The following is a 23,446-nucleotide window of genomic DNA, read 5'->3' on the forward strand; positions in this document are numbered from 1 at the left end:
ACGGCCACGTTCTAACCTGACTCGGTGGCAACCCCCAAAGTCGAGCGTCTGCTCAACCTCGTGATCTGCCTGCTGTGGACGCGGCAGTACGTCACCGCCGACTACATCCGCCGCAACGTCGCGGGTTATTCGGACGACGGGCAGTCCGACGAGGCGTTCAACCGGATGTTCGAGCGGGACAAGAACGAGCTACGAGATCTCGGGATCCCGCTCGTGACGGGCCGGTCGCCGATGGCGGCCGGCGCCGAGGGATACCGCATCGACCGCGACTCCTACGAGTTGCCGGAGATCTCGCTGGAGTCCGACGAGGCCGCGGCGATCGCCATGGCCGCCGCGCTGTGGGACACCCCCGAGGTCTCGACGCTGTCGCAGACGGCGATCCTCAAGCTCCGGGCCGCCGGGCTCGATGTCCGCTCCGAGGACGATCTGGGGATCACCTCGGGCGGGTCATCGCGATCGCTCGGCTCCGAAGAGGTCATCGCCGGCCTGCTGGCCGCGGTCCAGGACCGCCGCGCGGTCGAGTTCCGGCATCGATCGTCTGCCGCGGCCGCGCCGACCACCCGACGCGTCGAACCGTGGGGGGTCGTGTCGCATCGGGGCCGCTGGTATGTCGTCGGGCACGATCGTGACCGCGACGCCACCCGGACGTTCCGGCTGTCGCGGATCACGGCGGTCGCCGCGGTCGGTGCCGCCGACGCGGTCGTGGTCCCGGCCGGCACCGATCTCCAGCAGATCGTCTCCTCGGCGGTCGATTCCGCGGCCGGTTCGGACGGACGGACCGCGCGGATCTGGGTCGCGGCCGACCGGGCATTCGGCCTCCGCAGGGCCGCGACGACGACTGAAGCCGCCCACTTCGACGGCGACCCCGGCGACATCGTGACCCTCGACATCCACTCGCTGACCGCGGTGGCACGGATGGTGCTGGGTGTGGGCCGCGATGCGGTCGTCCTCGATCCACCCGAGCTGCGCGAGCTCGTCATCGCGAGCCTCGACCGTCTGATGGGGGTGAGCGTCTGATGGCCGCGGCAGCACCGTCGAGACTCAACCGGCTGCTGGCGATGGTCCCGTACTTCCAGGCGCGCCGGGGCATCTCGGTTGCTCAGGCCGCCGACGAACTCGGGGTCACGCAAGCGCAGCTCACGAAGGACCTCGAGCTGCTCTTCGTCTGCGGACTGCCGGGCTATTACCCCGACGACCTGATCGAGCTCGAGTTCAGCGAGGGGTACGTGACGGTCGGGTTCACCGCGGGCATGGACCGGCCACTGCGGCTGACGACCGTGGAGGCGAGCACGCTCCTCGTCGCACTGCGGGCGCTGGTCGAGACCCCGGGCGTCATCGACGTCGCGGCGGCCAGGCGGGCGATCGCCAAGATCGAGCAGGCGGTGGGTGCGACGGTGCCGGCGGTCGCGGGCGCGTCCGACACACCCGCCGGCCCGTCGGGGGAGAACCCCACGTACACGACGATCCGGGAGGCCACCAAGGAAGCGCGGGCATTGCGGCTGCGCTACTACTCGGCCGGGCGCGACAGCGTCACCGACCGCGTGGTCGACCCCATCCGCCTGCAGGTCATGGACCAGCACACCTATCTCGAGGCCTGGTGCCGGATGGCCGAAGGCGTGCGGTTGTTCCGGTTCGACCGTGTCGACACCGCGACCGCCCTCGACGAGCCGAGCCGTCCGCCGGCCGAGGCGGCGGCGTCGAATCAGTCGGTGCTCGTCGCCGAGGACCCCGACCTCCCGGCCGTCGAGATCGAGATCGACGCCGATCACCTGTGGATTCTCGACTACTACCCGCTCGAACCCCTCGAGACCGTCGAGAACCGGCCCGATCCCGGTCTCCCCATCCGCGCCCGGTTGGTCTACGGCTCGCCCGAGTGGCTCACCCGGTTCCTGCTCGGATTCGCCGGCGCCGTGCGGGTCGTCGACGACCCGGCGATCGTCGCCGCGGTCGCCGACACCGCGGAGGCCGCCCGCGGGCGTTATCGCTGAGACCGATCACGGCTGGGCCCTTCCGGCCCGGCGTGTGTCGGGTAGCATTGGGCACTGTCTGCTCCGAACTGAAGGGTGATCTCATGGGCTTCACGTCATGGTGGCACTGGGCGATCGTCGCCATCGTGCTGCTGATCCTGTTCGGCTCGAAGAAGCTGCCGGACGCCGCCCGTGGTCTGGGACAGTCGCTGCGCATCTTCAAGAGCGAGGTCAAGGAGATGCAGAAGGACGACGACAAGGACGCGCCGGCCACCGCCGACGCGGCAGCGACCGATCCGGCACGACGCGAGCTGCCCGCGGGTGACTCGACCCAGCCGGCCACGCAGCGCGACGCCGACGCCAAGAAATCGGCTTAGGGGCGCGTCGGAGCATCGCCAGTGCGCACTCTCCCGATTCCCCGACGCCTCGACCCGCGGCAACGCAAGCGAAAACTCAATCCCGACGGCACCATGTCGTTGGTCGAGCACCTGTACGAGTTGCGCACTCGCATGGTCATCTCGCTGCTGGCCATCATCGCCACCACCATCATCGGGTTCGTCTGGTACAGCCACGGCTTCCTGGGCATCCCGTCGCTCGGCGACATGCTGCGCGGTCCGTATTGCGATCTGCCGGCTTCGTCACGTGCCACCCTGACGCCTGACGAATCCTGTCGCCTCCTCGCGACCGGTCCGTTCGACCAGTTCATGCTCCGCTTGAAGGTGGCGCTGACCGCGGGCGTTGTGATGGCGTGCCCGGTGTGGATCTACCAGATATGGCAGTTCATCACTCCGGGTCTCCACGCCCACGAACGTCGCTACGGCATCATGTTCGTCACGATGGCGACGACCCTGTTCGTCAGCGGTGCGGTGCTCGCGTATCTGGTCGTCGCCAAGGCCTTCGACTTCCTGCTGACGGTCGGCAACGAGGTCCAGGTCACGGCACTCGCCGGCGACCAGTACTTCGGTTTCATGCTCAACGTGCTGGTGATCTTCGGCGTGAGCTTCGAACTCCCGCTCCTGATCATCGCGCTCAACGTCGTCGGGGTCCTGACCTACGCCCGGCTGAAGAGCTGGCGCCGCGGGCTGATCTTCGCCGTGTTCGTCTTCGCGGCCATCGTGACACCGGGCCAGGATCCGTTCACGATGCTCGCACTGGCCCTCGCGCTCACCGTGCTGCTCGAGTTCGCGATCCAGTTCGCGCGGATCTTCGACCGACGCAAGGCGAAGAAGGCGTCCGCATGGGCGGGCCTCTCCGATGACGAGGCCAGCCCACTGCCGCCGACGAAACCGATCGCCCCGGCATCGCCGATCCCGGCGCCGGCGAACGCGGTCGCCAACGCCACCCGTACGTCGACGCGGGCACGCGAGACCTTCGACGACGTCCTGTGACCCAACTCGACTCGTTCACGTCGAGACTCGCTTTCCGACTCGACGACTTCCAGCGCCGTGCGTGCGAGGCGCTCGAGGGCGGCCATGGCGTGCTGGTGTGCGCACCGACCGGCGCGGGCAAGACCATCGTCGGCGAGTTCGCCGTCCATCTGGCCCTGGCCGGTGGCTCGAAGTGCTTCTACACCACGCCGATCAAGGCGCTCAGCAACCAGAAGTACAACGATCTCGTTGCCGTCCATGGGCACGAGTCGGTCGGGCTGCTGACCGGCGACAGTTCGATCAATCCCGATGCCCCGGTCGTCGTCATGACGACCGAGGTCGTGCGCAACATGATCTACGCCGAATCACGGGCCCTGGACGGTCTGTCCCACGTCGTCATGGACGAGGTCCACTTCCTGGCGGACCGGTTCCGCGGGGCGGTGTGGGAAGAGGTGATCCTGCACCTCGAACCGTCGGTGCGGGTCGTCAGTCTGTCGGCGACGGTGAGTAACGCCGAGGAGTTCGGCGACTGGATCCAGACGGTCCGCGGTGACACCTCGGTGATCGTCGACGAACACCGTCCGGTGCCGCTGTCCCAGCACATGCTCGTCGGGCAGCGACTGTTCGACCTCTTCGATCCGGCCGACACCGGTCCGGCCCGCAAGGCCGGCACGCGTCCGCGCGTCAATCCGGAGCTCAAGCGCCAGATCCGGCACCGGCTCCTGATGGCCGACGACGAGCGGGAGTCGTCGCGCGGCCGAGGACGTGGCGGCGCGCCCCGTCGGCGCGACGGACGGGGACCCGCGCTCTCCCGGCCGAACCTCGTCTCGCGACTCGACCGCGAGGGGTTGCTCCCGGCGATCGGGTTCATCTTCTCCCGTGTCGGTTGCGACGCCGCCCTGGCGCAGTGTCTGCGATCCGGGATCTCGCTCCTCACACCCGCCGAGATCGGCGAGGTCGACGCGATCGTCGACCGCCACCTCACCGAACTGGCGTCGGCCGACCTCGACGTGCTCGGGGTGCACGAATGGCGCGAGGGGCTGCGCCGCGGACTCGCCTCGCACCACGCGGGCATGCTCCCGACCTTCCGGCACACGGTCGAGGAACTGTTCGTGCGCGGCCTGGTCCGGATGGTGTTCGCCACCGAGACGCTCGCGCTCGGCATCAACATGCCCGCCCGCTCGGTGGTTCTCGAGCGTCTCGTGAAGTACAACGGCGAATCGCACGTCGACCTGACGCCCGGCGAGTTCACGCAGCTGACCGGTCGCGCCGGCCGTCGCGGGATCGACGTCGAGGGTCACGCCGTCGTGGTGTGGACACCCGAGGTGGTTCCGGAGGAGGTCGCCGGCCTCGCCGGCGCGCGGACGTTCCCGCTGCGGAGTTCGTTCTCTCCGGAATACAACATGGCGGTCAACCTGCTCGGCCGATTGGGCCTGGACGGCGCGCGTGAGCTGCTCCATCGGTCGTTCGCCCAGTTCCAGGCCGATCGATCGGTCGTCGGTCAGGCGCGAAAGCTGGACGAGGCGCAACGGGCGCTGCGCAAGCTCGACGGCGAGCTGGCCCGCGCCGCGCAGGCTCGGGGGCTGGAACCCGTTGGCGCCGAATCGGATTCGGACGACGATCCGTACGCGGGCTTCCTCGGTTACATCACTTTGCGCGAGGACATCCGCCGCCGCGAACGAGACCTCAAGTACCGCAAGCGGGTCAATACACACGACGCCATCACCGCCGACCTGGCCGCACTCAAACGCGGTCATGTCATCGGCGTACCCGTCGGCCGGCACCGCGGTCTGGCGGTCATCATCGAACCGGCCACGCAAGCGCAGGATCCGAAGCCGCTCGTACTGACCGAGGACGCCTGGTGCGGACGCATCGGTACCCGCGACTTCGTCAACCCGCCCGAGGTGCTGGGCAACATGCGGATGCCGAAGAACGCCGACCGACGCACCGGGCGCGGCCGCCGAGACCTGGCGTCGGCGTTGCGATCGACCGGCATCGAGATGCCGCGCGGACGTCAGAAGAAGCGCGCCGACGCCGCCGACGACACCGAACTCGCGCACCTTCGGCGAACCCTGCGCGCGCATCCGGCACATCAGCTGTCCAACGGTGACGAGCTGTTCCGGCTCGCCGAACGCCGCAACCGGCTGGTGCGCGACATCGTCAACGCCGAGCGCAGCATCGGGGAGCGGACGTCCACCCTCGGGGTCACCTTCGATCACATCGTCGGCGTCCTCAGCGAGCTGGGATATCTCGAACGCGTCGCCGAGTCGACCGAGTCCACCGGGCACACGATGATGGTGACCGATTCGGGCAAGCTGCTCGGCCGTATCTACAGCGAGAGCGACCTGGTCGTGACCGAGTGCATCCGTGCCGGGGTCTGGGACGAGTTGTCACCCGCCGACCTCGCCGCGGTCGTCGCCGCACTCGTCTACGAGAGCCGGCGCGACAGTTACAGCGGGGTCGACGCCCTGCCCGGCAGCAGCTCGATGCGTGCGGCGATGGCCGCGACCGTCGAGATCTGGTCGCGGGTCACCGCGGTCGAGCAGCGTCATCGGGTCAGTCCGACACGCGAACCCGACACCGGTTTCTCGGTCGCCGTGGCCACGTGGGCGTCGGGTCGTTCGCTCGGCGAGGCCCTGTTGCTGGCGGGCGAACGCGGACAGCTGCTCTCTCCGGGCGATTTCGTGCGATGGAACCGGCAGGTCGTGGACCTGCTCGAACAGATCCGACTCGGGGTGGGCTCCGACACGCGCCTCGGTGGGACGGCGCGAGCAGCGGTCAAGGCCATCCGCCGCGGCGTGGTCGCCGCCGAGCTCGGCTGAACCGCGCCGTCGACCTCCGCCGACGAGTGTGCGCCGGTGTCGGTTCACCGGACGACGCGACGCCGGGCCACGCGCGATGTTCGCTGATAGTCCCAGGCCGCTGAGGTAACGTTCATCCCGCATTCGGTGTCGGCGTGTTCTGCCCCGATACTGCCGCGACGTCACAGTTCGCCGGCACCCGTCCGGGTGAACGGCCGAGTGGGAGGGACTCATGACCGACCCGTACAACCCCAACCCGTCCCAGCCGAATCCCTCCGGTGATCAGTCCGGTCCCGACGGCAAGACTGAGATCGTGAACCTCCCCGGCGCCACTCCGACGGGCGCCCCGCAGGCCGACCCGACCACCATGGCTCCCAACCCGGGCTCCTCCAACGCCGGGCAACAGAACCCGGGTTATGGTCAGCCGCAACAGAATCCGTACCAGCAGAATCCCTACCAGCACAACCCGTACCAGCAGCCGGGTGGGCCGACGGGCCAGCCGCCCCAGTCGGCCCCGTTGCAGTCCCAGCCGACTCAGGTGGGCAATCCCGGACAGTACGGTCAACCGGGTGCTCAGCAGTACGGACAGCCGGGTTCTCCGTACGGGGCCGACCAGTACGGCGCTCCGGGACAGTACGGCGCCGGTGCCGGTCAGTACGGGGCGCCCGGGCAGGGCCAGTACGGCCAACAGCCGTACGGCCAGAACCCGCAGGCAGCTGGGGCACCGAACGCCCAGAACCCCTACGGTCAGCAGCCCTACGGCCAGAACCAGTACGGCCAGAACCAGTACGGGGGCGGCGACCAGTTCAGCGGGATGGCGACCGGGAAGTCGAACAAGACAGCCCGGACACTGATGTTCGTCGGCGCCGGCGCGCTGGTCCTCATCGCCGCGATCGTATTGCTCACGGCGTTCTGGAAACCCGGGTGGGCGCCGAAGAACCTCGATCAGCAGGCGGCGCAGGACGGCGTGCAGAAGATCCTCACCGAGGACTACCAGGCCAGCGAGGTCTCCGACGTCCAGTGCCCGTCGGGGCAGCGGGTGGAGACCGGAGCATCGTTCACGTGCTCGGTCACCGTCGGCGGGCAGCAGCAGCAGGTCACCGTCACGTTCATCGACGACGACGGCCGCTACGAGGTCTCGCGCCCCAGCTGACTCGACCGGCTGTGAGCTCCAGCCTCAACCGACTGTGACATCCGGCCTCAGCCGGCTGCGACATGCGGCCTCAGCCGGCTGCGACATGCGGCCTCAGCCGGCTGCGACATCCGGCCTCAGCCGGCCTGGGGCCAGCCGAGAGCCTTGGCCAGCCTCCCCACCGACGCTCCGATACCCAGTTCCTCGACGAGCTCCGCGAGGGCCGCGGGGTCGGCAGGCTCAGCCGGGAGGATGTCCGAACCGCTGTCGATCGTCTCGGCGTCGGTGCGCACGGAGACGACGGTCCGCGCCGCCTGCAGGTACTCGACCGAGGCGAGCAGTGCCTTGCGGCTCCGCGTCGGAACCGATGACGACGGATCGGCGGCAGCCGCCTCAAGGGCGTCGAGGCTGCCGTACTCGGTGATCAGTTTCGCCGCGGTCTTCTCGCCGATACCGGCGACGCCCGGCAGACCGTCCGAGGGATCTCCGCGCAACATCGACATCTCCGCGTAGCCGATACCCGCGCGCTCGACCGGCACGCCGTATTTCTCGGCGACCTCCACCGGGCCCATCATCTCGGCCTTCGCCAGACCGCGGCCGACGTACAGGACGCGCACCGGGACGGGATCGTCGGCGACCACCTGCAGCAGGTCCCGGTCACCGCTGACCACGATCACCGGATCGTTCGCCTCGTCGTAGGCGAGTGTGCCGATCACGTCGTCGGCCTCACAACCGACGGCGCCCGAGGTGGCGATGCCCGCTGCCGCGAGAACGGCCATGATCATGTCGACCTGAGGGGTGAGCGTGTCGGGTACCTCTTCGACGTCGATGTCCCGGCCCTCTACGTCGGTCCCACCGTCGGGGACTGCGACGCGATGGGCCTTGTAGGTGGGGATCAGGTCGGTGCGGAACTCGGGGCGCCAGTCGAGATCGAGGCACACCACCAAGCGTGTGGGGCGTTCGCGCACCACGAGATTGGCGATCGTGTCGACGAAACCGCGTACGGCGTTGACCGGTCGCCCATCCGGGCTGGTCATCTTCTCCGGCAGCGCGAAGAACGATCGGAACCACAGGCTGGCGCCGTCGAGCAGCATCAACGAATCCGTCACCCCCACACTCTGTCATGAGTCGGCGGTAGTGTTCGTCGCATGGCATCTGGGAGTGGGGCAGCACGGGTCGCGACGGCGGGCGAGGGGACCGGAGCCGGGCCGCTCTTCGAGGCGCAGGTCTATCGCGACCGGGTCCGCCGCGCCGCCGAACTCACCCGCGCCGCGGAGTTGGACGCGCTGGTCGTCGCCCCCGGGCCGGACCTGCGTTACCTCATCGGTTCCCGGGCGGAGACCTTCGAACGGCTCACGGCGCTGGTGATCCCCGCGACCGGTGATCCCCGGCTGGTGATCGCGCGGCTCGAGGTCCCGTCGCTGTCGTCCTCCGCGGTCGGTGATCTCGACATCGAGGTGGCCGACTGGGTCGACGGCGACGACGCCCACGCTCTCGCATTGGCCGGATTGCCGTCGCAGCCGCGGATCGCGGTCTCCGACTCCATGCCCGCCCTCCACGTCATCCCGCTGGCCCGACACACCGGCGCCACACCGCAATTGGCGACCGACGTGCTCCGCGAACTACGAATGATCAAAGATGCCGCAGAGATCGACGCGCTCCGCCGCGCGGGTGCCGCGATCGACCGGGTGCACGCGCGGATGGGGGACTGGCTGATCCCCGGCCGCACCGAACGCGAGGTGGCCGCCGACATCGCCGCCGCGATCCTCGAGGAGGGACACACCGAGGCGGCCTTCATCATCGTCGGGTCGGGACCGAATGGAGCCGATCCCCACCACGAGTTCTCCGACCGGGTCATCGAGCGGTCCGACATCGTAGTGATCGACATCGGCGGCCCGGTCGAGCCGGGCTACAACTCCGATTCCACGCGCACCTACTGCTTCGACGATCCGCCCGCCGACATCGCCGACGCCTACGCCGCCCTGCTCGAGGCCCAACGCGCGGCGGTGGCCGCCGTCCGACCGGGGGTGAGCGCGTCCTCGATCGACGCCGCGGCGCGTGATCTGCTCGCGGAGCGCGGCCTGGCCGATCGGTTCATCCACCGGACGGGCCACGGGATCGGGCTGTCGGTGCACGAGGAGCCCTACATCGTCGGTGGCAACGACATCCCGTTGCGCTCGGGCATGGCGTTCAGCGTCGAGCCGGGGTTGTACGTGCCCGGTCACTGGGGTGCCCGCATCGAGGACATCGTCGTCGTGACCGATGACGGCTGCGAGTCGCTGAACAACCGCCCGCACGAATTGGTCCGGTTGTAGGCGAAAGTCGACCGGTGAACCTCATTTGGACCGATGGACTTCGATCGAGGTCCATCGGTCGAGTTGAAGTTCGCTGGTTGGCGGGTCTGAATTCGGGGGGGGCGCGGTCAGAGGGCGGCGAGCAGCTCCATGAGGTGCGCTTCGACGAGGGACGGGCGGGGTTCGGGCGCGCCGGGCTGTAGTGGTCTGACGTCGATGACGTGGCTGGTTGTCGACCATGAGCGGCGCGCTTGATCGCCGGGCATCCTGCTCCCTGAGGAGCGTCCGGAGCTTGCGGAGGGCGCGTCACCTCCGCTCCCTGAGGAGCGTCCGGAGCTTGCGGAGGGCGCGTCACCTCCGCTCCCTGAGGAGCGTCCGGAGCTTGCGGAGGGCGCGTCACCTCTGCTCCCTGAGGAGCGTCCGGAGCTTGCGGAGGGCGCGTCACCTCTGCTCCCTGGGGAGCGTCCGGAGCTTGCGGAGGGCGCGTCACGAAGGGTCCGGCGACCGAGCCTGCCAAACCCTCGGGTGGTCGGTCCGTGGATCTCGTTGCGCACGGTGTTCAGATGTTCTGCGAACCGCCGGGGTATGTCGGGTCGGCGGTTGAGTCGGTCGGGGTTGGGTGGTGCGCCGGGTTCGGCGTTCAATCGCCAGAGGCAGCGGCCTTCGTCGGGTCCGGACCGTTCGATGCGGGTGGTGTACTGCCCCGGTTGGTCGCCGACCATGCGGTTGTGGCGTGGGCAGGCGGGGGCGAGGTCGTCGATGTCGGTGAGACCGCCCTTGGCCCAGTCTTTCTGGGCGTGATGCATGTCGACGTGGGTGGCGGGTTGATCACACCCGGGAGCCGAGCACACTTCCCCGTCGGGGCGGGCGAAGGAGACGAGTCGTTGTTCGCGGGTGGCGAGTCGTTTCCCGCGTCCGAAGTGCAGCGGGACGGCGGTGTGGTTTTTGAAGATCGCCAACCACGGCTGGATGTCGCCGGCCATGGCGATGAGGTCGGGGATGGGCAGCAGGGTGCCGGTGGCGGTGGTGGCGAGTCCGGCTTCGCGGATGAGGTCATCGAGGTCGGCTTTGATGATCAGTTGCACGGGCAGTCCGCGGTGCGAGGTGCCGAGTGTTCCGTCGGCGAAACCTGCGGCGAGTGCGGCGTCGAGGGCGTCGTGGTTGATCTGCGCGGGAGTGCGGCTGTCGCGGTCGGCGGCGGTGGTCAGGGCGTCGGGGTCGGCGGCGCCGGCCGGCCCGCTGGGCGAGGCGGGGTCGTCGGGGTTGTTGAGTCCGGGTTTGCCCCAGACCGCGAACATCATCGTCAGCCGGGCGGCGAGTTCGGCAGTGAGGGTGCCGGAGATCTTGGCGGTGCCATCAGCGCGTTGCCTGCCGATCCACAGGTTGCGGCGTCGTTTCTGGTCGGTGTCGTCGGTCAGGGTGCCGTCGGGGTCGAGGTGGGCGAGCAGCCGGGCTCCGAGTTGGGTGATGTCGGCGGGTGTGTGGTCGGTGGCGATCTCGGCCATCTGCCGTTCGGCGGCGACTTTCACGTCGTGGTCGATTCCGTGGGGGATCTGGTCGAGGACGTCGAGGGCGGCCTGTACGTGTGCGGAGCCGACCGCTCCGGCGGCGAACGCTTCGGCCAGGGTGGGGTGTTCGGGTTCCAGGATGTCGCCGCCGAGGCTGGTGCGGGTGGCGGTGGCGTCCATCTGCTTACGGCGTCGCATCGGGTTCGAGACCCGTAGCCGATGGGTCATGAACTGCATGAGTGTTCGGCACCCGGCCTTGCGGGGCAGGTCGCGCGCCTCGACCTGATCGATCTGCCGATCACCGGCAACAGTCAACCGTGCGATCGCTTTCTCGGTGTCGGCTGCCACGTCAGCGAGTTCGGCATCGGTACACGGCCCCAGGTCGACCGTCTGCAACTCGTCCACGATGCGGTGGAGGTCGGCAATCAACTCGACGGCACGCGGCTGCGGCGTCGCGGACTCGTCAGACATGGCCACCCCCCGAGAACCGTAGCTGCGAATGTACGTTCGAGTGTACACCAACGCGGCCACACGACAAGCTCAAAAAGTCTCCTGCGCAACGGTATTCGTCGACGACAACTTGTCGGTGCCTTCTGGTAGAGGGGCGCCGGTGCCAGACGGCCCCTTCGCCGAGGCCCGTTGTCCTCGATGTCGCAGATCGCCGGTCACATCAGCGTGCGGAGCGCGACACCGGTCGAGAAGTAGCGGCCGGTACTGATGACTATGCAATGAACCGGACCGAACCCGCTGACGGCGCCGGTGCCCGCGTCGAGCTGCATCCGACTTCAGACGCGCGGCACTAACTGAACAGCGAGGCCGAACCCAGTACCCGGCTCACGCTGATCTCGATCACGACGCGGCGCGGGTTCGGCCTGGGCTCCCGGTATCGCTGCGCGTAGCGCTGCTCGGCCTCGCGCACGCGCTCGGGCTCACGACGCACCGTCGCGGGACCCTCCAGGGTCAGCCATCGCGGGCCGTCGACGTTGGTGACGGCAGCGTAGCCGCCGCGCTCGGTGTTGCGGACCTTCTGATTGCCGTCCGAGGTGATGACCCGCGCCAGGCCGGCATCGGGATCCCAGGTGAACCCGACGGCCACGGCGTGGGGGGTGCCGTCGGCGCGCAGCGTGGTGAGGGTCCCGAGGTGGCGTTCGACGAGGAAGGCGAGCGCGTCGGGCCCGAGATCGGCGGCGGTACGAGGCATGACACCAAACTAGCCGCGACGCCGCACACGGTCGGCCGCGGGGCCGATGCGATACTGGCAGCCATGGCGTCACGCAGAGGGGCATCAGCGCGTCCGGACACCGACCCGGCCGGTGCCCTCGTGCTGTTCGGCGGCCGCAGCGAGATCGGCGTCGCCACCGCGGCGCGCCTCGCATCCGGGCGGACCGTCGTCCTGGCGGCCCGCCGTCCCGACGACCTCGCGGCCGAGTCCGCACGACTGCTCGATGCCGGTGCAACCGAGGTACACACCGTCGCCTTCGATGCGAACGACACCGACAGCCACCCAACGCTCGTCGCGTCGCTGACCGAACGACACGGGCCGATCGGGATCGCGATCATCGCGTTCGGCATCCTCGGCGACCAGGCTCGCGCCGAAACCGATGTGGCGCATGCACTTCAAATTGCCCACACCGACTACTACGCCCACATCAGCGTGCTCACCCCGCTCGCTTCGGTGTTGCGGACGCAGGGCTCCGGAACCATCATCGTCTTCTCCTCGGTCGCCGGTGTCCGGGTGCGCCGCGCCAACTACGTCTACGGGTCGACCAAGGCGGGTCTCGACGGATTCGCGAGCGGACTCGCGGATGCGTTGCACGGCACCGGCGCTCGCCTGCTGTTGGCCCGCCCGGGCTTTGTGATCGGCGCGATGACCCGCGACCTGATGGCGTCCGGGGTGAAGCCGGCCCCGCTGTCGCGGGATGCCGAGCAGGTCGCCGACGCGGTGGCTCATGCCTATCGCAAGGGCCGCGGAGAGGTCTGGATCCCGGGGACGTTGCGTCCGTTGTTCTTCGGGATGCGTCTACTGCCACGAGCGGTGTGGCGGAGGCTGCCCCGATGACGTCTCCGGACACCGAAGCCAAGTCGTCTGTCCCCTCCGAGTTCGTCCCGTCGGAGTTCGTGGTGGTCGGGATCGGCGCCGACGGATGGCCCGGCCTCGGTGAGACCGTGCGCGACGAACTTCGCCGCGCTCGCGTGATCTACGGCGCTGCGCGGCAATTGGCGCTCCTCGACGGCGCCGCACCCGAGCTCGGCGCACAGCTGCGTCCCTGGCGCTCACCCATGTCGGAGCACTTGGCCGAGCTCGTCGAGGCGGGGGCCGCGGACGCCGCCGACGCGGACACGATCCACATCCTGGCGAGCGGCGACCCGATGTTCCACGGCGTCGGTGCGAGCATCATCGCGCGCGTCGGTACCGACCGGGTACGGGTGTATCCGGCCGTGTCGAGCGCGAGCCTCGCCTGTGCGCGTCTGGGCTGGGACCTCGCCACGACCCGGATCGTCAGTGCGGTGCGCGCCGAGCCGGGCGTCGTGCTCGGCGAGGTCACCGACGGGGCTCGCGTACTGGTCTTGAGCCGCGACGAGACCACACCCGCCGCACTCGCCGGCATTCTGGTCGACGCGGGTTTCGGTGCGTCGACGATGACCGTCCTCGAGCAGCTCGGCGGGCCGGCCGAACAGATCGCCACCGATACCGCCGAGACCTGGCGCCGCCGGGCCGGGGACCCGCTCAACATCGTCGGCGTCGACTGCGTCGGACCTCGCCGGTCCCGGCTCCCGGGCCGGCCGGACGACACCTATGAACACGACGGCCAGATCACCAAGTCGACGATCCGTGCCCTCTCCGTGTGCGCGTTGGAACCGGCCGGCACGCAGGTCCTCTGGGACATCGGAGCCGGGTCGGGCAGTGTGACCATCGAGTGGTTGCGCGCGGACGACCGGGGAGTGGCCGTCGCGTTCGAGCGCGATCCCGATCGCGCTGATCGGTTGCGACGCAACGCTACCCGGCACGGGGTGGCGCATCGGCTGTCGGTGCGGGGACCGGCTCCCGACGACCTGCCCGAGGCGCCGCAACCGGATGCCGTCTTCATCGGTGGCGGACTGGACGAGGCGATCCTCGAGCTCGTCTGGGCCAGGCTGTCGGACTCGGGGCGGCTCGTCGTGAACGCGGTGACCGTGGAGAACCAGACGCTCGTCACGCGTTGGCACGCCCGACACGGCGGTGCGCTACGACGCCTGTCGGTCGAAACCGTGGCACCGCTCGGTACGATGCACACCTGGCGCCCGGCTCTGCCGATCGTGCAGTGGGCCGTCGCGAAGACGGCGCCCCACGCTGCCGCCGCGGCTTCGACGGAGGCGCTGCGTTGACCGTCTACTTCATCGGGGCCGGCCCGGGTTCGCCCGATCTCATCACGGTGCGCGGAGCGCGGCTGTTGGGGGAGTGTCAGACCTGTGTCTATGCCGGGTCACTGGTGCCCCCGGAACTGCTCGACCTGTGTCCCGACGGTGCCGAACTGGTCGACACCGCCCGGATGCCGTTGTCGGACATCATCGATGTCATCGCGGCGGCCGTCGGCAAGGGGCACGACGTGGCCCGCCTGCACTCGGGCGACCTTTCCGTGTACTCGGCGATGTCCGAGCAACAGCGTGAGCTGACCGCGCGCGGAATCGATCATGAGATCGTGCCCGGTGTCCCGGCGTTCGCGGCTGCCGCGGCGGCACTCGACACCGAACTCACCATCCCCGGTGTCGGCCAGAGCCTCCTGATCACCAGGGTCTCCACCCTGTCGACGGACATGCCGCCGGGGGAGGACCTCGCGACCTTGGCTCAGACGGGGGTGACACTCGCGCTGCATCTCGCAGCCCATCGGGCCGAGGAGATCGTGGCGGCGCTCACCCCGCACTACGGCGATGACTGCCCCACCGCCACAGTCGCTTTCGCCAGTCGGGAGAACGAGCAGATTGTGCGGTGTCCGCTGAACCGATTGCCCGAGGCCCTCGACGCCGCCGACATCCGGAGAACCGCCGTCATCTTCGTCGGTCACGTGCTCGGTCCGCGCCCGTCGGACGTCACCGACAGCTATCTGTACTCGCATGCGCGGATGACCAAACTCCGCGCTGATCGCCACTCGACGTCGTGACCGACCAGAGCCCGCCGGATCCTGTCCCACACGTCCTGATCCTCGGCGGGACCGGGGAGGCGCGAGCCCTCGCCTCGACCCTCGCCGACACCGACATCGCGTTCATCAGTTCCCTCGCCGGCCGGGTGAAACACCCCCGTCTACCGGTCGGGCCGGTGCGCATCGGCGGGTTCGGCGGATCCGACGGGCTCCGGGACTGGCTGCCGAACAACCGCATTCAGGCAGTGGTCGACGCGACTCATCCTTTCGCCGCGACCATCACCCGCAACGCGGCGCGAGCCACCGCCGATGCGGGTGTCCCGCTGTTGCGCCTGCGCCGGGACCCGTGGGTGCCCGGCGACACCGACACGTGGACACGCGTGCCCGACCTGCCTGCTGCCGCTCGTGAAGTGGCCGCCCGCGGCGGACGCGTCTTCCTGACCACCGGGCGCCAGGACGTCGGAGTCTTCGCGGGGATCTATTCGGCGTGGTTCCTGATCCGGGTCGTCGACGCCCCGACCGGAGCGCTCCCACCGCATCACGAGGTGCTGCGCTCGCGTGGGCCCTATGACCACGAGTCGGAGCGGGAACTGCTGCGCGACAATCGGATCGATCTCCTGGTCACGAAGAACAGCGGGGGATCGCTGACCTCGGCCAAGCTGGCGGCCGCGGCCGAACTCGGGATCGAGGTCATCATGGTCGACCGGCCCGCCGAACCCGACACGCCGGTCGTCTCAGATGTCGGTGCCGCGCGGAACTGGCTCGAGGACCTGTTCAGCTGAGTGATCGGTGGTGTGATCAGCGTCCACCGGGCGGTGACTGCGTGGCGTGAACACCAACGTTCCGGCTGCGCGCGACACGACCCTTGTGGCCGACGACCCGATGATGATCATCGTGCGCATGTCGACGACCGCGGGATCGAAGTCCGCGACCGTGGTGGTGGTGAGTTGCTGCTCCGGACCACCGACGTCCCGTCCGAGGACGACGACGCGATCGGGCGACACCGTCTGCGAGAGAGTGTGTTTGAGGGCGCCTACCTGCCAGGCGCGGCTCGCCGAGCCCGGGTTGTAGATGGCGATCACCAGGTCGGCGCCGAGTGCGGCTCGGATGCGCCGTTCGATGACCGACCACGGCTTCAACCGGTCGGAGAGCGAGATGATCGCGAAGTCATGCCCGAGGGGCGCTCCCACGGCAGCGGCGACTGCGGTCGCCGCCGTGACGCCGGGTACGACGCGGACGGGCACTTCGTGCCATCGGGGCTGTGCGGCGACCTCGGCAACCGCCGCAGCCATCGCGAACACGCCGGGATCACCGGACGAGACGACGGCGACGCGAGCGCCGCGTCGAGCGAGGTCGAGCGCGAACTCGGCCCGCTCGGCCTCGACCCGGTTGTCGCTGGCGTGTACTCGCTGCCCCGGCCGCGGGGTGACGCGCTTGAGATAGGTGGTGTAACCGACGAGGTCGGTGGCGGTGGCCAGCTCGGCGCGGACCTCCGGGGTGGTCCAGCTGTCGTGACCCGGTCCGAGGCCCACGACGACGAGTTCACCGGGCACGGGCTCCGGTTCGAACATCGGGTTGTTGCGGCGTCCGGGGACGACGAGGATCGAGAAGTACGGCACCTCTGCCGGATTCACGTCGGCGGCCGGCAGCACCCGCTCGACGGTCGTCGAGGCGCGTTCGACGTAGAAGGCCTCGTCGAGACGCCCGGCTTCGCGGAGGGCGTCGCGCACCCGCTCGAAGGTCCGACCGAGTTTCATGACCACGATCGCGTCCGCGGACCGGAAGCGGAAGAGCAACTCCGAGGTCGACGCGGTCCCGGGCACGACGGTCAGCGTCTCCTCGCCCTCGACGAGCGGGACCCCGGTCGCCGCGGACGCCGCGCTCACCGAGGTGACGCCGGGCACGATCTCGGCGTCGAAGTGCGGTGCCAGGCGCTTGTGCATGTGCATGTAGGAGCTGTAGAAAAGCGGATCGCCCTCGGCGAGCAGGACGACATCGCGGCCCGCGCGCAGGTGCACCGCAAGACGTTCGGCACTCTCGGCGTAGAAGTCGTCGAGCGCGCCCTGATACCCGCCGGGGTGGTCGGTCGTCTCGGTGGTGACCGGGTACATGAGACGTTCCTCGGTCTGGCCGTCACGCAGGTAGGGTGCGGCCACCGATCGCGCGATGCTGTTGCCGTGTCGCGCAGAGTGATACGCGATCACGTCCGCGGTGCTGATCAGGCGGGCGGCCTTGACGGTCATCAGCTCGCTGTCACCCGGGCCGAGTCCGATTCCGTAGAGTGTGCCCGGACCTGACTCCCGTCCGGCCGCTGCGGTGCTGTCAGAGTTCATGGGGTCCACCATCATTCCTGCGGGGTCGCGAGCGCGTTGACCGCGGCCGCGGTGATCGCCGATCCACCGCGCCGGCCCGTGACCGTGATGAATTCGAGGTCGTCGCGTTCGGCCAGTGCCGCGCAGGATTCGACCGCGCCGACGAAACCGACGGGTGCGCCGACGATGGCGGCGGGACGCGGTGCGCCGTCGTCGATCATGTCCAGCAGCGCGAACAGTGCGGTCGGCGCGTTGCCGATCGCGACCACCGCACCTTCCAGGCGTGGCAGCCAGAACTCCAGTGCCGCAGCGGTCCTCGTGGTTCCCATCTTCTCGGCAAGGGCAGGGAGAGTGGGTTCGGACAGGTGGCAGAGCACCTCGTTGTCCGCGGGGAGACGCTTACGCGTGATCCCGGACGCCACCATGTTGGCGTCGCAGAGTATCGGGGCGCCGGCCTCGAGCGCACTGCGCGCGGCGGCCACGACGCCGGGCGTCGCGACCACGTCGCGCGTCAGGTCGGTCTGGCCGCACGCGTGGATCATGCGGACGACAACGGTCGCGACGTCGGGTGCGAACGCGGCGAGGTCGGACTCCGCGCGGATCGTGGCGAAGGACTGGCGGTAGATCGCGGCGCCGTCACGCAGGTACTCGGTCATGGTGGGAACGAGCCTAACGGCGCCGCCGTTCGTATCCGCCGTCGGGCGTGGCCTGCACCGACAGGTGCGATTCGGCCGGCGACCCGCAGCCACGGGCGCACCCCACCCAGTGTTCACGCTCCTCGACGGGGTCGCCGTCCTGCACCCGGGCCACCAGGTCGTCTCGGACCGGCGCGTGCGCGGACGAGCAACCCGGGGCTCCGACGCAGCAGCTGACCTGGGCCCATGGCGAAGCGGCATCGAAGATCAGACCCATCGGTGCGAGCACGCGGACGACGGTCTCGGCCACGCCTTCGCCGAGGTCGCACAGGAGGATCTCGCGGTCGGGGGTGAACACGACCGGCGCCTGCACGGCCGCGATGAATTCCGCCAGCCGGGCCGGCAAGCGTCCGAGTTCGACGACCGCGCCGAGCAGCACCGCGCCGTCGTCCTGGTCGAACCAGCCGACGATCGGTTCCCCCGAGGCGACCGGTGCCGCGTCCGGGTCGGCCCCGATGACGGGATCCAGCGTCGGGGAGATGAGTTCCGCGAGCCGGCGCCGGGAGTCGTCGTCGAGGTCGCGGACCCGCCAGGCGCCGGGCGAGACCTCGCCCAGACCCGCGGCCACCGCGATGAGCGCGCGCACGATCGCCTTCGTACCGGTGGCCGATCCGACGGCCGTCCCGCCGATGAGGACGTCTGCGGCCAGGGGAGTGCCGCCCCGGATCATCGCGCACGCATCGGGTCGTCGGCCGGCGATGTCACCGCGCCCGTCGTCGATGCCGAACAGGAACCGGCCGGACAGGGTGGCCGCGGTCGGGTCGGCCCGCAGGGCGTCGTCGAGGGCCGCGGCGAGCGGACGCGCGTCGGCGACGCCACCGATGCGACCGGTCAGGGGGCTGAGCTCGATGTTGCGCACCTTGTCGTGGCTGCTGCTCGGCGCGAGCCCGGCGGCGACGACGGCCTGCGCGACGGCCTCGACGTCGGTGATCCCGCGCAGCTGGAGGTTGCCGCGCACCGTCAGTTCCAGGTGCCCATCGGCGTGGTCGGCCGCGGCCCGGGCGAGCATCTCCAGCTGGTCCGGACGGATCCGTCCGCCCGGCAGCCGGACACGGGCCAGCGCGCCGTCGGCCGCCGGGTGCGTGTCGAAGACCCCTGGGCAACGGTCGGTGGCGGCCCGGGCTGGCTGGTTCATCCCACCAGCCTACGACCGGCGGGCTCGGTGGCCGTAGGCTGAACGCACCGCGAGCGGGCTGAAGCCGGTGCGATTCCGGCGCGGTCGCGCCACTGTGACCGGGGGTCGGCATCGGCCGGACATCCGGAAGTCAGACCAGTCCCTCGCACTGCACCCGCCACCCACGGCACCGACACGCACCGGGCGCGACAACCCGGCGAGGAGACACGATGATCCTGCTGCTCTCGACCTCGGACACCGACCTGCTCACGGCCTCGGCTGCCGACGAGGGCTGCGCGTCGCCCGACGCGCCGGTGTCCTACCGCGGCGCGAATCCGTCTCGCATCCTGATCGAGGACATCCCGCGTCTCGCCGCCGACGCCGACCTCATCGTCGTCCGCATCCTGGGCGGCGTACGCGCCTGGGAGGACGGCCTGGCCGCGGTCGAGGCGACCGGCAAGCCGCTCGTCGTCTGCTCCGGGGAGCAGCAGCCCGACCCCGATCTGATGGCGCACTCCACGGTGCCCTCCGGCGTCGCCGCCCAGGCTCACGACTATCTCGCCGCGGGCGGTGTCGCCAACCTCGTGAACCTGCACCACTTCCTGTCCGACACCGTCCTGCTCACCGGCAACGGTTTCGAACTCCCGCAGCAGACGCCCGCGTGGGGTGTGCTCGAACGTTCTTCGGCCGCCTCCCCTCCGCTCCCTGAGGAGACCCGCAGCTTGCGGACGGCCGCCTCCCCTCCGCTCCCTGAGGAGGCCCGGAGCTTGCGGACGGCCGCCTCCCCTCCGCTCCCTGAGGAGGCCCGGAGCTTGCGGAGGGCCGTCACGAAGGGTCACGCCAGCCATCCAAACGCCGACGCCCCGACCATCGCCGTCCTCTACTACCGCGCCCAGCACCTGGCGGGCAACACGCGGTACATCGCCGCGCTGTGCGATGCGATCGAGGACCGCGGGGCCCGCGCGCTGCCGATCTTCTGCGCCTCGCTGCGGACCGCCCCCGACGACCTCCTCGAGTTGCTCGGTACCGCCGACGCCCTCGTGGTCACCGTGCTGGCCGCCGGCGGCGCCACCCCGGCCACCGCATCGGCCGGTGGCGACGACGAGGCGTGGAACATCGAACGTCTCGCCGCCCTCGACATCCCGATCCTGCAGGGTCTCTGCCTCACCGGGTCCCGCGCGGACTGGGAGGACAGCGATGACGGCCTGTCGCCACTCGACGTCGCCACCCAGGTGGCGGTGCCCGAGTTCGACGGCCGCATCATCACCGTGCCGTTCTCCTTCAAGGAGTTCGACGACGACGGATTGCCTTGGTACCAGCCGGATCTCGAGCGCTGCGCCCGGGTGGCGGGGATCGCCACCGCGCACGCCCGGCTGCGTCGGACCCCGGCCGCCGACAAGCGGATCGCGGTCATGCTGTCGGCCTACCCGACCAAGCACGCGCGGATCGGTAACGCCGTCGGTCTCGACACCCCGCGCAGCCTGCTGCGCCTGCTCGCCGCGATGCGCGATGCCGGCTACGACATCGGCCCGGAGGCCGGCCCGGACGCGATCCCCGGTCTCGCCGAGGACGATTCGGATGCGCTGATCCACCAGATCATCGCCACCGGTGGTCAGGATGCCGACTGGCTCACCGAGGAGACCCTCGCCGCCAACCCGATCCGCCTGTCGGCGCGCGACTACCGGGAGTGGTTCGACACCCTGCCCGAGGGGCTGCGCTCGGCGGTCACCGAACACTGGGGCCCCGCACCGGGCGACCTGTTCGTCGACCGCACGCACAACCCCGACGGCGACATCGTCATCGCCGCACTGACCTTCGGCAACATCGCGATCATGGTGCAACCGCCGCGCGGGTTCGGCGAGAACCCGGTCGCGATCTACCACGATCCCGATCTGCCGCCGTCGCACCACTATCTGGCCTCGTACCGGTGGATCGCGGCGCACGACAACGGCTTCGGCGCCGACGCCATCGTGCACGTCGGCAAACACGGCAACCTCGAGTGGCTGCCCGGCAAGAACCTCGGCATGTCGGCGGAATGCGGGACCGACGCCGCCCTCGGCGACCTACCGCTCGTCTACCCGTTCCTGGTGAACGACCCGGGCGAGGGGACGCAGGCCAAACGGCGTGCGCACGCGGTTCTCGTGGACCATCTGATCCCGCCGATGGCACGCGCGGAGTCCTACGGCGACATCGCCCGGCTGGAACAGCTGCTCGACGAGCACGCCAACATCTCCGCCCTCGACCCGGCGAAGCTGCCCGCGATCCGCCAGCAGATCTGGACACTACTGACCGCGGCGAAGATGGACTCCGATCTCGGGCTCACCGAACGGCCCGACGAAGAGGTCTTCGACGACATGCTGCTGCACGTCGACGGGTGGCTGTGCGAGATCAAGGACGTGCAGATCCGCGACGGGCTGCACGTGCTCGGCGAGCCCCCGCGCGACGACGCCGAGGTCGACCTGGTCCTCGCCATGCTGCGCGCACGCCAGCTGTGGGGCGGCACGTCGGCCCTGCCCGGCCTGCGCGAGGCCCTCGGGCTCGTCGAGGACGGCTCGGCCGAACGCGGTTCCGTCGACGCCGTCGAGGCGCAGGCCCGCGAACTCGTCGCCGCCTGCGCGAAGGACGACTGGTCGACCGAAGCGGTTGCCGCGGCCACCGTGGGACTGCCCGGTGCGGTCGGGGATGTGCTCACCTTCGCGGCGACCGAGGTCGTCCCGCGCCTGCGTCAGACGACCGGCGAGGTCCCGCGGGTGCTGCACGCACTGGACGGCGGGTTCATCCCGGCCGGCCCGAGCGGGTCACCGCTGCGCGGGCTGATCAACGTGCTGCCGACCGGACGCAACTTCTACTCGGTCGACCCGAAGGCCGTGCCCTCACGGCTGGCGTGGGAGACCGGTCGCGCGATGGCCGACTCCCTGCTCGAGCGTTACCTGACCGACCACGGCGAGTACCCGGCGTCGGTGGGGCTGTCGGTGTGGGGGACCAGCGCCATGCGCACCTCGGGTGACGACGTCGCCGAGGTGCTCGCACTGCTCGGGGTCATGCCGGTGTGGGACGAGATGTCGCGGCGGGTCTCCTCGCTCGAGCTCATCGGCCTCGAGGAACTCGGACGTCCCCGCATCGATGTCACCGTCCGCATCTCCGGCTTCTTCCGGGATGCCTTCCCGCACGTCGTCACGATGCTCGACGACGCGGTCGCGCTCGCCGCGGCCGCCGACGACGAGTCCGACGAGCAGAACTTCGTCGCTGCCCACGTGCGCGCCGCGATGTCCGAGCACGGCGACCGGCGTCGGGCCGTGACGCGTGTCTTCGGTTCCAAGCCCGGCACCTACGGCGCCGGCATCCTGCAACTCATCGACTCGCGGGACTGGCGCAGCGACGAGGACCTGGCGCGTGTCTACACCGAGTGGGGCGGTTACGCCTACGGACGTGACCTCGACGGGGTGCCCGCGGTCGACGACATGCGCGCCGCGTACAAGCGGATCGCCGTGGCGGCCAAGAACACCGACACCCGCGAACACGACATCGCCGACTCCGACGACTACTTCCAGTACCACGGCGGCATGGTCGCGACCGTTCGCGCACTGACCGGTTCCTCGCCCGAGGCCTACATCGGCGACAGCACCCGACCCGACTCCGTCCGCACCCGCACGCTGTCAGAGGAGACCAGCCGGGTGTTCCGCGCCCGCGTCGTCAACCCGCGCTGGATCTCGGCGATGCAGCGCCACGGATACAAGGGTGCGTTCGAGATGGCCGCCACGGTCGACTACCTCTTCGGATACGACGCGACCACCGACGTCGTCGCCGACTGGATGTACGAGAAGCTCACCGAGTCCTATGTCCTCGACGAGACGAACCAGGAGTTCATGCAGCAGTCCAATCCCTGGGCGCTGCACGGCATCGCCGAACGTCTCCTCGAGGCCGTCGAACGCGACATGTGGCGCGAACCGCCGGCCGAGCTCCTCGACGCCCTGCGCACCGTCTACCTCCAGACCGAGGGCGACATCGAGGGCCGCGGCGAGGACGCCTCTGCCGGCTGAGCCGCCCACCGCCGGCTGAGCAGCCCACCGCTGGCTGAGCAGCCCACCGCCGGCCGAGCCGCCCACCGCTGGTTGAGCCGCCCACCGCCGGCTGAGCC

The 23,446-nt window shown here is 69.8% G+C and carries 18 protein-coding genes and 1 riboswitch; of the genes, 12 read left to right on the top strand and 6 right to left on the bottom strand.

Translation table 11 applies throughout. The features are described 5' to 3' along the window. Positions 1–24: 24 nt before the first annotated feature. The 6 genes from ACFVHY_RS10150 to ACFVHY_RS10175 all read left to right on the top strand — a co-directional run bounded on the left by ACFVHY_RS10150 (position 25) and on the right by ACFVHY_RS10175 (position 7,288). On the top strand, positions 25–1,017 hold the full coding sequence (locus ACFVHY_RS10150; RefSeq protein ID WP_390271420.1) for a helix-turn-helix transcriptional regulator: 993 nt from the start codon (positions 25–27) through the stop codon (positions 1,015–1,017). Beyond that, positions 1,017–1,988 (top strand): helix-turn-helix transcriptional regulator, encoded by a 972-nt coding sequence (locus tag ACFVHY_RS10155; protein WP_390271422.1) that lies wholly within the window; start codon positions 1,017–1,019, stop codon positions 1,986–1,988. Before ACFVHY_RS10150 ends, ACFVHY_RS10155 begins: the two co-directional genes overlap by 1 nt. Positions 1,989–2,071: 83 nt before the next feature. After that, positions 2,072–2,344 carry a Sec-independent protein translocase subunit TatA gene (gene tatA, locus ACFVHY_RS10160; RefSeq protein ID WP_280361527.1) on the top strand — a complete coding sequence of 91 codons (273 nt, stop codon included), beginning with the start codon at positions 2,072–2,074 and terminating at the stop codon, positions 2,342–2,344. A gap of 93 nt (positions 2,345–2,437) precedes the next feature. Continuing rightward, on the top strand, positions 2,438–3,355 hold the full coding sequence (gene tatC, locus ACFVHY_RS10165; RefSeq protein WP_390271524.1) for a twin-arginine translocase subunit TatC: 918 nt from the start codon (positions 2,438–2,440) through the stop codon (positions 3,353–3,355). Beyond that, positions 3,352–6,156 (top strand): DEAD/DEAH box helicase, encoded by a 2,805-nt coding sequence (locus ACFVHY_RS10170; RefSeq protein ID WP_390271424.1) that lies wholly within the window; start codon positions 3,352–3,354, stop codon positions 6,154–6,156. The genes tatC and ACFVHY_RS10170 overlap by 4 nt, the downstream gene beginning before the upstream one ends. Before the next feature lie 211 nt (positions 6,157–6,367). Beyond that, positions 6,368–7,288, top strand: a complete 921-nt coding sequence (locus ACFVHY_RS10175) for a DUF4333 domain-containing protein (RefSeq protein ID WP_390271426.1) — start codon at positions 6,368–6,370, stop codon at positions 7,286–7,288. Positions 7,289–7,404: 116 nt separating this feature from the next. Here the strand turns inward: ACFVHY_RS10175 and ACFVHY_RS10180 are convergent, their stop codons facing one another. Then, the gene (locus ACFVHY_RS10180) at positions 7,405–8,361 is read right to left on the bottom strand and encodes a 5'-3' exonuclease (protein ID WP_259935891.1); all 957 of its coding nucleotides are present in this window, start codon (positions 8,359–8,361) and stop codon (positions 7,405–7,407) included. Positions 8,362–8,415: 54 nt separating this feature from the next. On the opposite strand from ACFVHY_RS10180, the gene ACFVHY_RS10185 reads away from it, so the two are divergent. After that, positions 8,416–9,582: a M24 family metallopeptidase gene (locus tag ACFVHY_RS10185; protein WP_390271428.1), complete on the top strand. Its 1,167-nt coding sequence runs from the start codon at positions 8,416–8,418 to the stop codon at positions 9,580–9,582. A 107-nt stretch (positions 9,583–9,689) separates the two neighbouring features. Here ACFVHY_RS10185 and ACFVHY_RS10190 read toward each other — a convergent pair whose 3' ends face one another. Beyond that, on the bottom strand, positions 9,690–11,540 hold the full coding sequence (locus tag ACFVHY_RS10190; RefSeq protein WP_390271429.1) for a DUF222 domain-containing protein: 1,851 nt from the start codon (positions 11,538–11,540) through the stop codon (positions 9,690–9,692). A gap of 328 nt (positions 11,541–11,868) precedes the next feature. Continuing rightward, positions 11,869–12,270: a PPOX class F420-dependent oxidoreductase gene (locus tag ACFVHY_RS10195; RefSeq protein ID WP_247449173.1), complete on the bottom strand. Its 402-nt coding sequence runs from the start codon at positions 12,268–12,270 to the stop codon at positions 11,869–11,871. A gap of 63 nt (positions 12,271–12,333) precedes the next feature. On the opposite strand from ACFVHY_RS10195, the gene ACFVHY_RS10200 reads away from it, so the two are divergent. From ACFVHY_RS10200 to ACFVHY_RS10215, 4 genes are read left to right on the top strand one after another with little or no spacing between them, the layout of a single operon-like run. After that, complete coding sequence (locus tag ACFVHY_RS10200; protein WP_390271432.1) at positions 12,334–13,128, top strand: SDR family NAD(P)-dependent oxidoreductase; 795 nt, start codon at positions 12,334–12,336, stop codon at positions 13,126–13,128. Continuing rightward, complete coding sequence (cbiE, locus tag ACFVHY_RS10205) at positions 13,125–14,435, top strand: precorrin-6y C5,15-methyltransferase (decarboxylating) subunit CbiE (protein WP_390271434.1); 1,311 nt, start codon at positions 13,125–13,127, stop codon at positions 14,433–14,435. The genes ACFVHY_RS10200 and cbiE overlap by 4 nt, the downstream gene beginning before the upstream one ends. After that, positions 14,432–15,208: a precorrin-4 C(11)-methyltransferase gene (gene cobM / locus ACFVHY_RS10210; RefSeq protein ID WP_390271436.1), complete on the top strand. Its 777-nt coding sequence runs from the start codon at positions 14,432–14,434 to the stop codon at positions 15,206–15,208. The genes cbiE and cobM overlap by 4 nt, the downstream gene beginning before the upstream one ends. Continuing rightward, entirely contained in the window at positions 15,205–15,969 is a 765-nt protein-coding gene (locus ACFVHY_RS10215; RefSeq protein ID WP_390271437.1) for a cobalt-precorrin-6A reductase, read from the top strand. The genes cobM and ACFVHY_RS10215 overlap by 4 nt, the downstream gene beginning before the upstream one ends. Here the strand turns inward: ACFVHY_RS10215 and ACFVHY_RS10220 are convergent. The 3 genes from ACFVHY_RS10220 to cobG are packed head-to-tail and all read right to left on the bottom strand — an operon-like array spanning position 15,922 to position 19,329. Then, positions 15,922–17,520 (bottom strand): precorrin-2 C(20)-methyltransferase, encoded by a 1,599-nt coding sequence (locus ACFVHY_RS10220; protein WP_390271439.1) that lies wholly within the window; start codon positions 17,518–17,520, stop codon positions 15,922–15,924. The two genes, ACFVHY_RS10215 and ACFVHY_RS10220, sit on opposite strands and share 48 nt — an antisense overlap. A gap of 11 nt (positions 17,521–17,531) precedes the next feature. Next, the gene (locus ACFVHY_RS10225; protein ID WP_390271441.1) at positions 17,532–18,155 is read right to left on the bottom strand and encodes a precorrin-8X methylmutase; all 624 of its coding nucleotides are present in this window, start codon (positions 18,153–18,155) and stop codon (positions 17,532–17,534) included. 13 nt (positions 18,156–18,168) lie between these two features. Then, the gene (cobG, locus tag ACFVHY_RS10230) at positions 18,169–19,329 is read right to left on the bottom strand and encodes a precorrin-3B synthase (protein WP_390271443.1); all 1,161 of its coding nucleotides are present in this window, start codon (positions 19,327–19,329) and stop codon (positions 18,169–18,171) included. Between the two features lie 60 nt (positions 19,330–19,389). Beyond that, positions 19,390–19,467: riboswitch (cobalamin riboswitch) on the top strand. 71 nt (positions 19,468–19,538) lie between these two features. On the opposite strand from cobG, the gene cobN reads away from it, so the two are divergent. Beyond that, positions 19,539–23,348 carry a cobaltochelatase subunit CobN gene (cobN, locus tag ACFVHY_RS10235; RefSeq protein ID WP_390271445.1) on the top strand — a complete coding sequence of 1,270 codons (3,810 nt, stop codon included), beginning with the start codon at positions 19,539–19,541 and terminating at the stop codon, positions 23,346–23,348. The last annotated feature ends 98 nt before the right edge of the window (positions 23,349–23,446 follow it).

It is taken from the genome of Gordonia sp. NPDC127522 (genome assembly GCF_042672305.1).
Taxonomy (GTDB): Bacteria; Actinomycetota; Actinomycetes; order Mycobacteriales; family Mycobacteriaceae; genus Gordonia; species Gordonia hongkongensis.

Excerpts from the sequence above, each read along its gene's own strand:
- ACFVHY_RS10175 (WP_390271426.1), top strand. The coding sequence starts at position 6,368 with ATGACCGACCCGTACAACCCCAACCCGTCCCAGCCGAATCCCTCCGGT.
- ACFVHY_RS10200 (WP_390271432.1), top strand. The coding sequence starts at position 12,334 with ATGGCGTCACGCAGAGGGGCATCAGCGCGTCCGGACACCGACCCGGCC.
- ACFVHY_RS10155 (WP_390271422.1), top strand. The coding sequence starts at position 1,017 with ATGGCCGCGGCAGCACCGTCGAGACTCAACCGGCTGCTGGCGATGGTC.
- ACFVHY_RS10185 (WP_390271428.1), top strand. The coding sequence starts at position 8,416 with ATGGCATCTGGGAGTGGGGCAGCACGGGTCGCGACGGCGGGCGAGGGG.
- ACFVHY_RS10180 (WP_259935891.1), bottom strand. The coding sequence starts at position 8,361 with ATGCTGCTCGACGGCGCCAGCCTGTGGTTCCGATCGTTCTTCGCGCTG.
- tatC (WP_390271524.1), top strand. The coding sequence starts at position 2,438 with ATGTCGTTGGTCGAGCACCTGTACGAGTTGCGCACTCGCATGGTCATC.
- tatA (WP_280361527.1), top strand. The coding sequence starts at position 2,072 with ATGGGCTTCACGTCATGGTGGCACTGGGCGATCGTCGCCATCGTGCTG.
- ACFVHY_RS10190 (WP_390271429.1), bottom strand. The coding sequence starts at position 11,540 with ATGTCTGACGAGTCCGCGACGCCGCAGCCGCGTGCCGTCGAGTTGATT.
- ACFVHY_RS10195 (WP_247449173.1), bottom strand. The coding sequence starts at position 12,270 with ATGCCTCGTACCGCCGCCGATCTCGGGCCCGACGCGCTCGCCTTCCTC.
- cobN (WP_390271445.1), top strand. The coding sequence starts at position 19,539 with ATGATCCTGCTGCTCTCGACCTCGGACACCGACCTGCTCACGGCCTCG.
- cbiE (WP_390271434.1), top strand. The coding sequence starts at position 13,125 with ATGACGTCTCCGGACACCGAAGCCAAGTCGTCTGTCCCCTCCGAGTTC.
- cobG (WP_390271443.1), bottom strand. The coding sequence starts at position 19,329 with ATGAACCAGCCAGCCCGGGCCGCCACCGACCGTTGCCCAGGGGTCTTC.
- ACFVHY_RS10225 (WP_390271441.1), bottom strand. The coding sequence starts at position 18,155 with ATGACCGAGTACCTGCGTGACGGCGCCGCGATCTACCGCCAGTCCTTC.
- ACFVHY_RS10220 (WP_390271439.1), bottom strand. The coding sequence starts at position 17,520 with ATGAACTCTGACAGCACCGCAGCGGCCGGACGGGAGTCAGGTCCGGGC.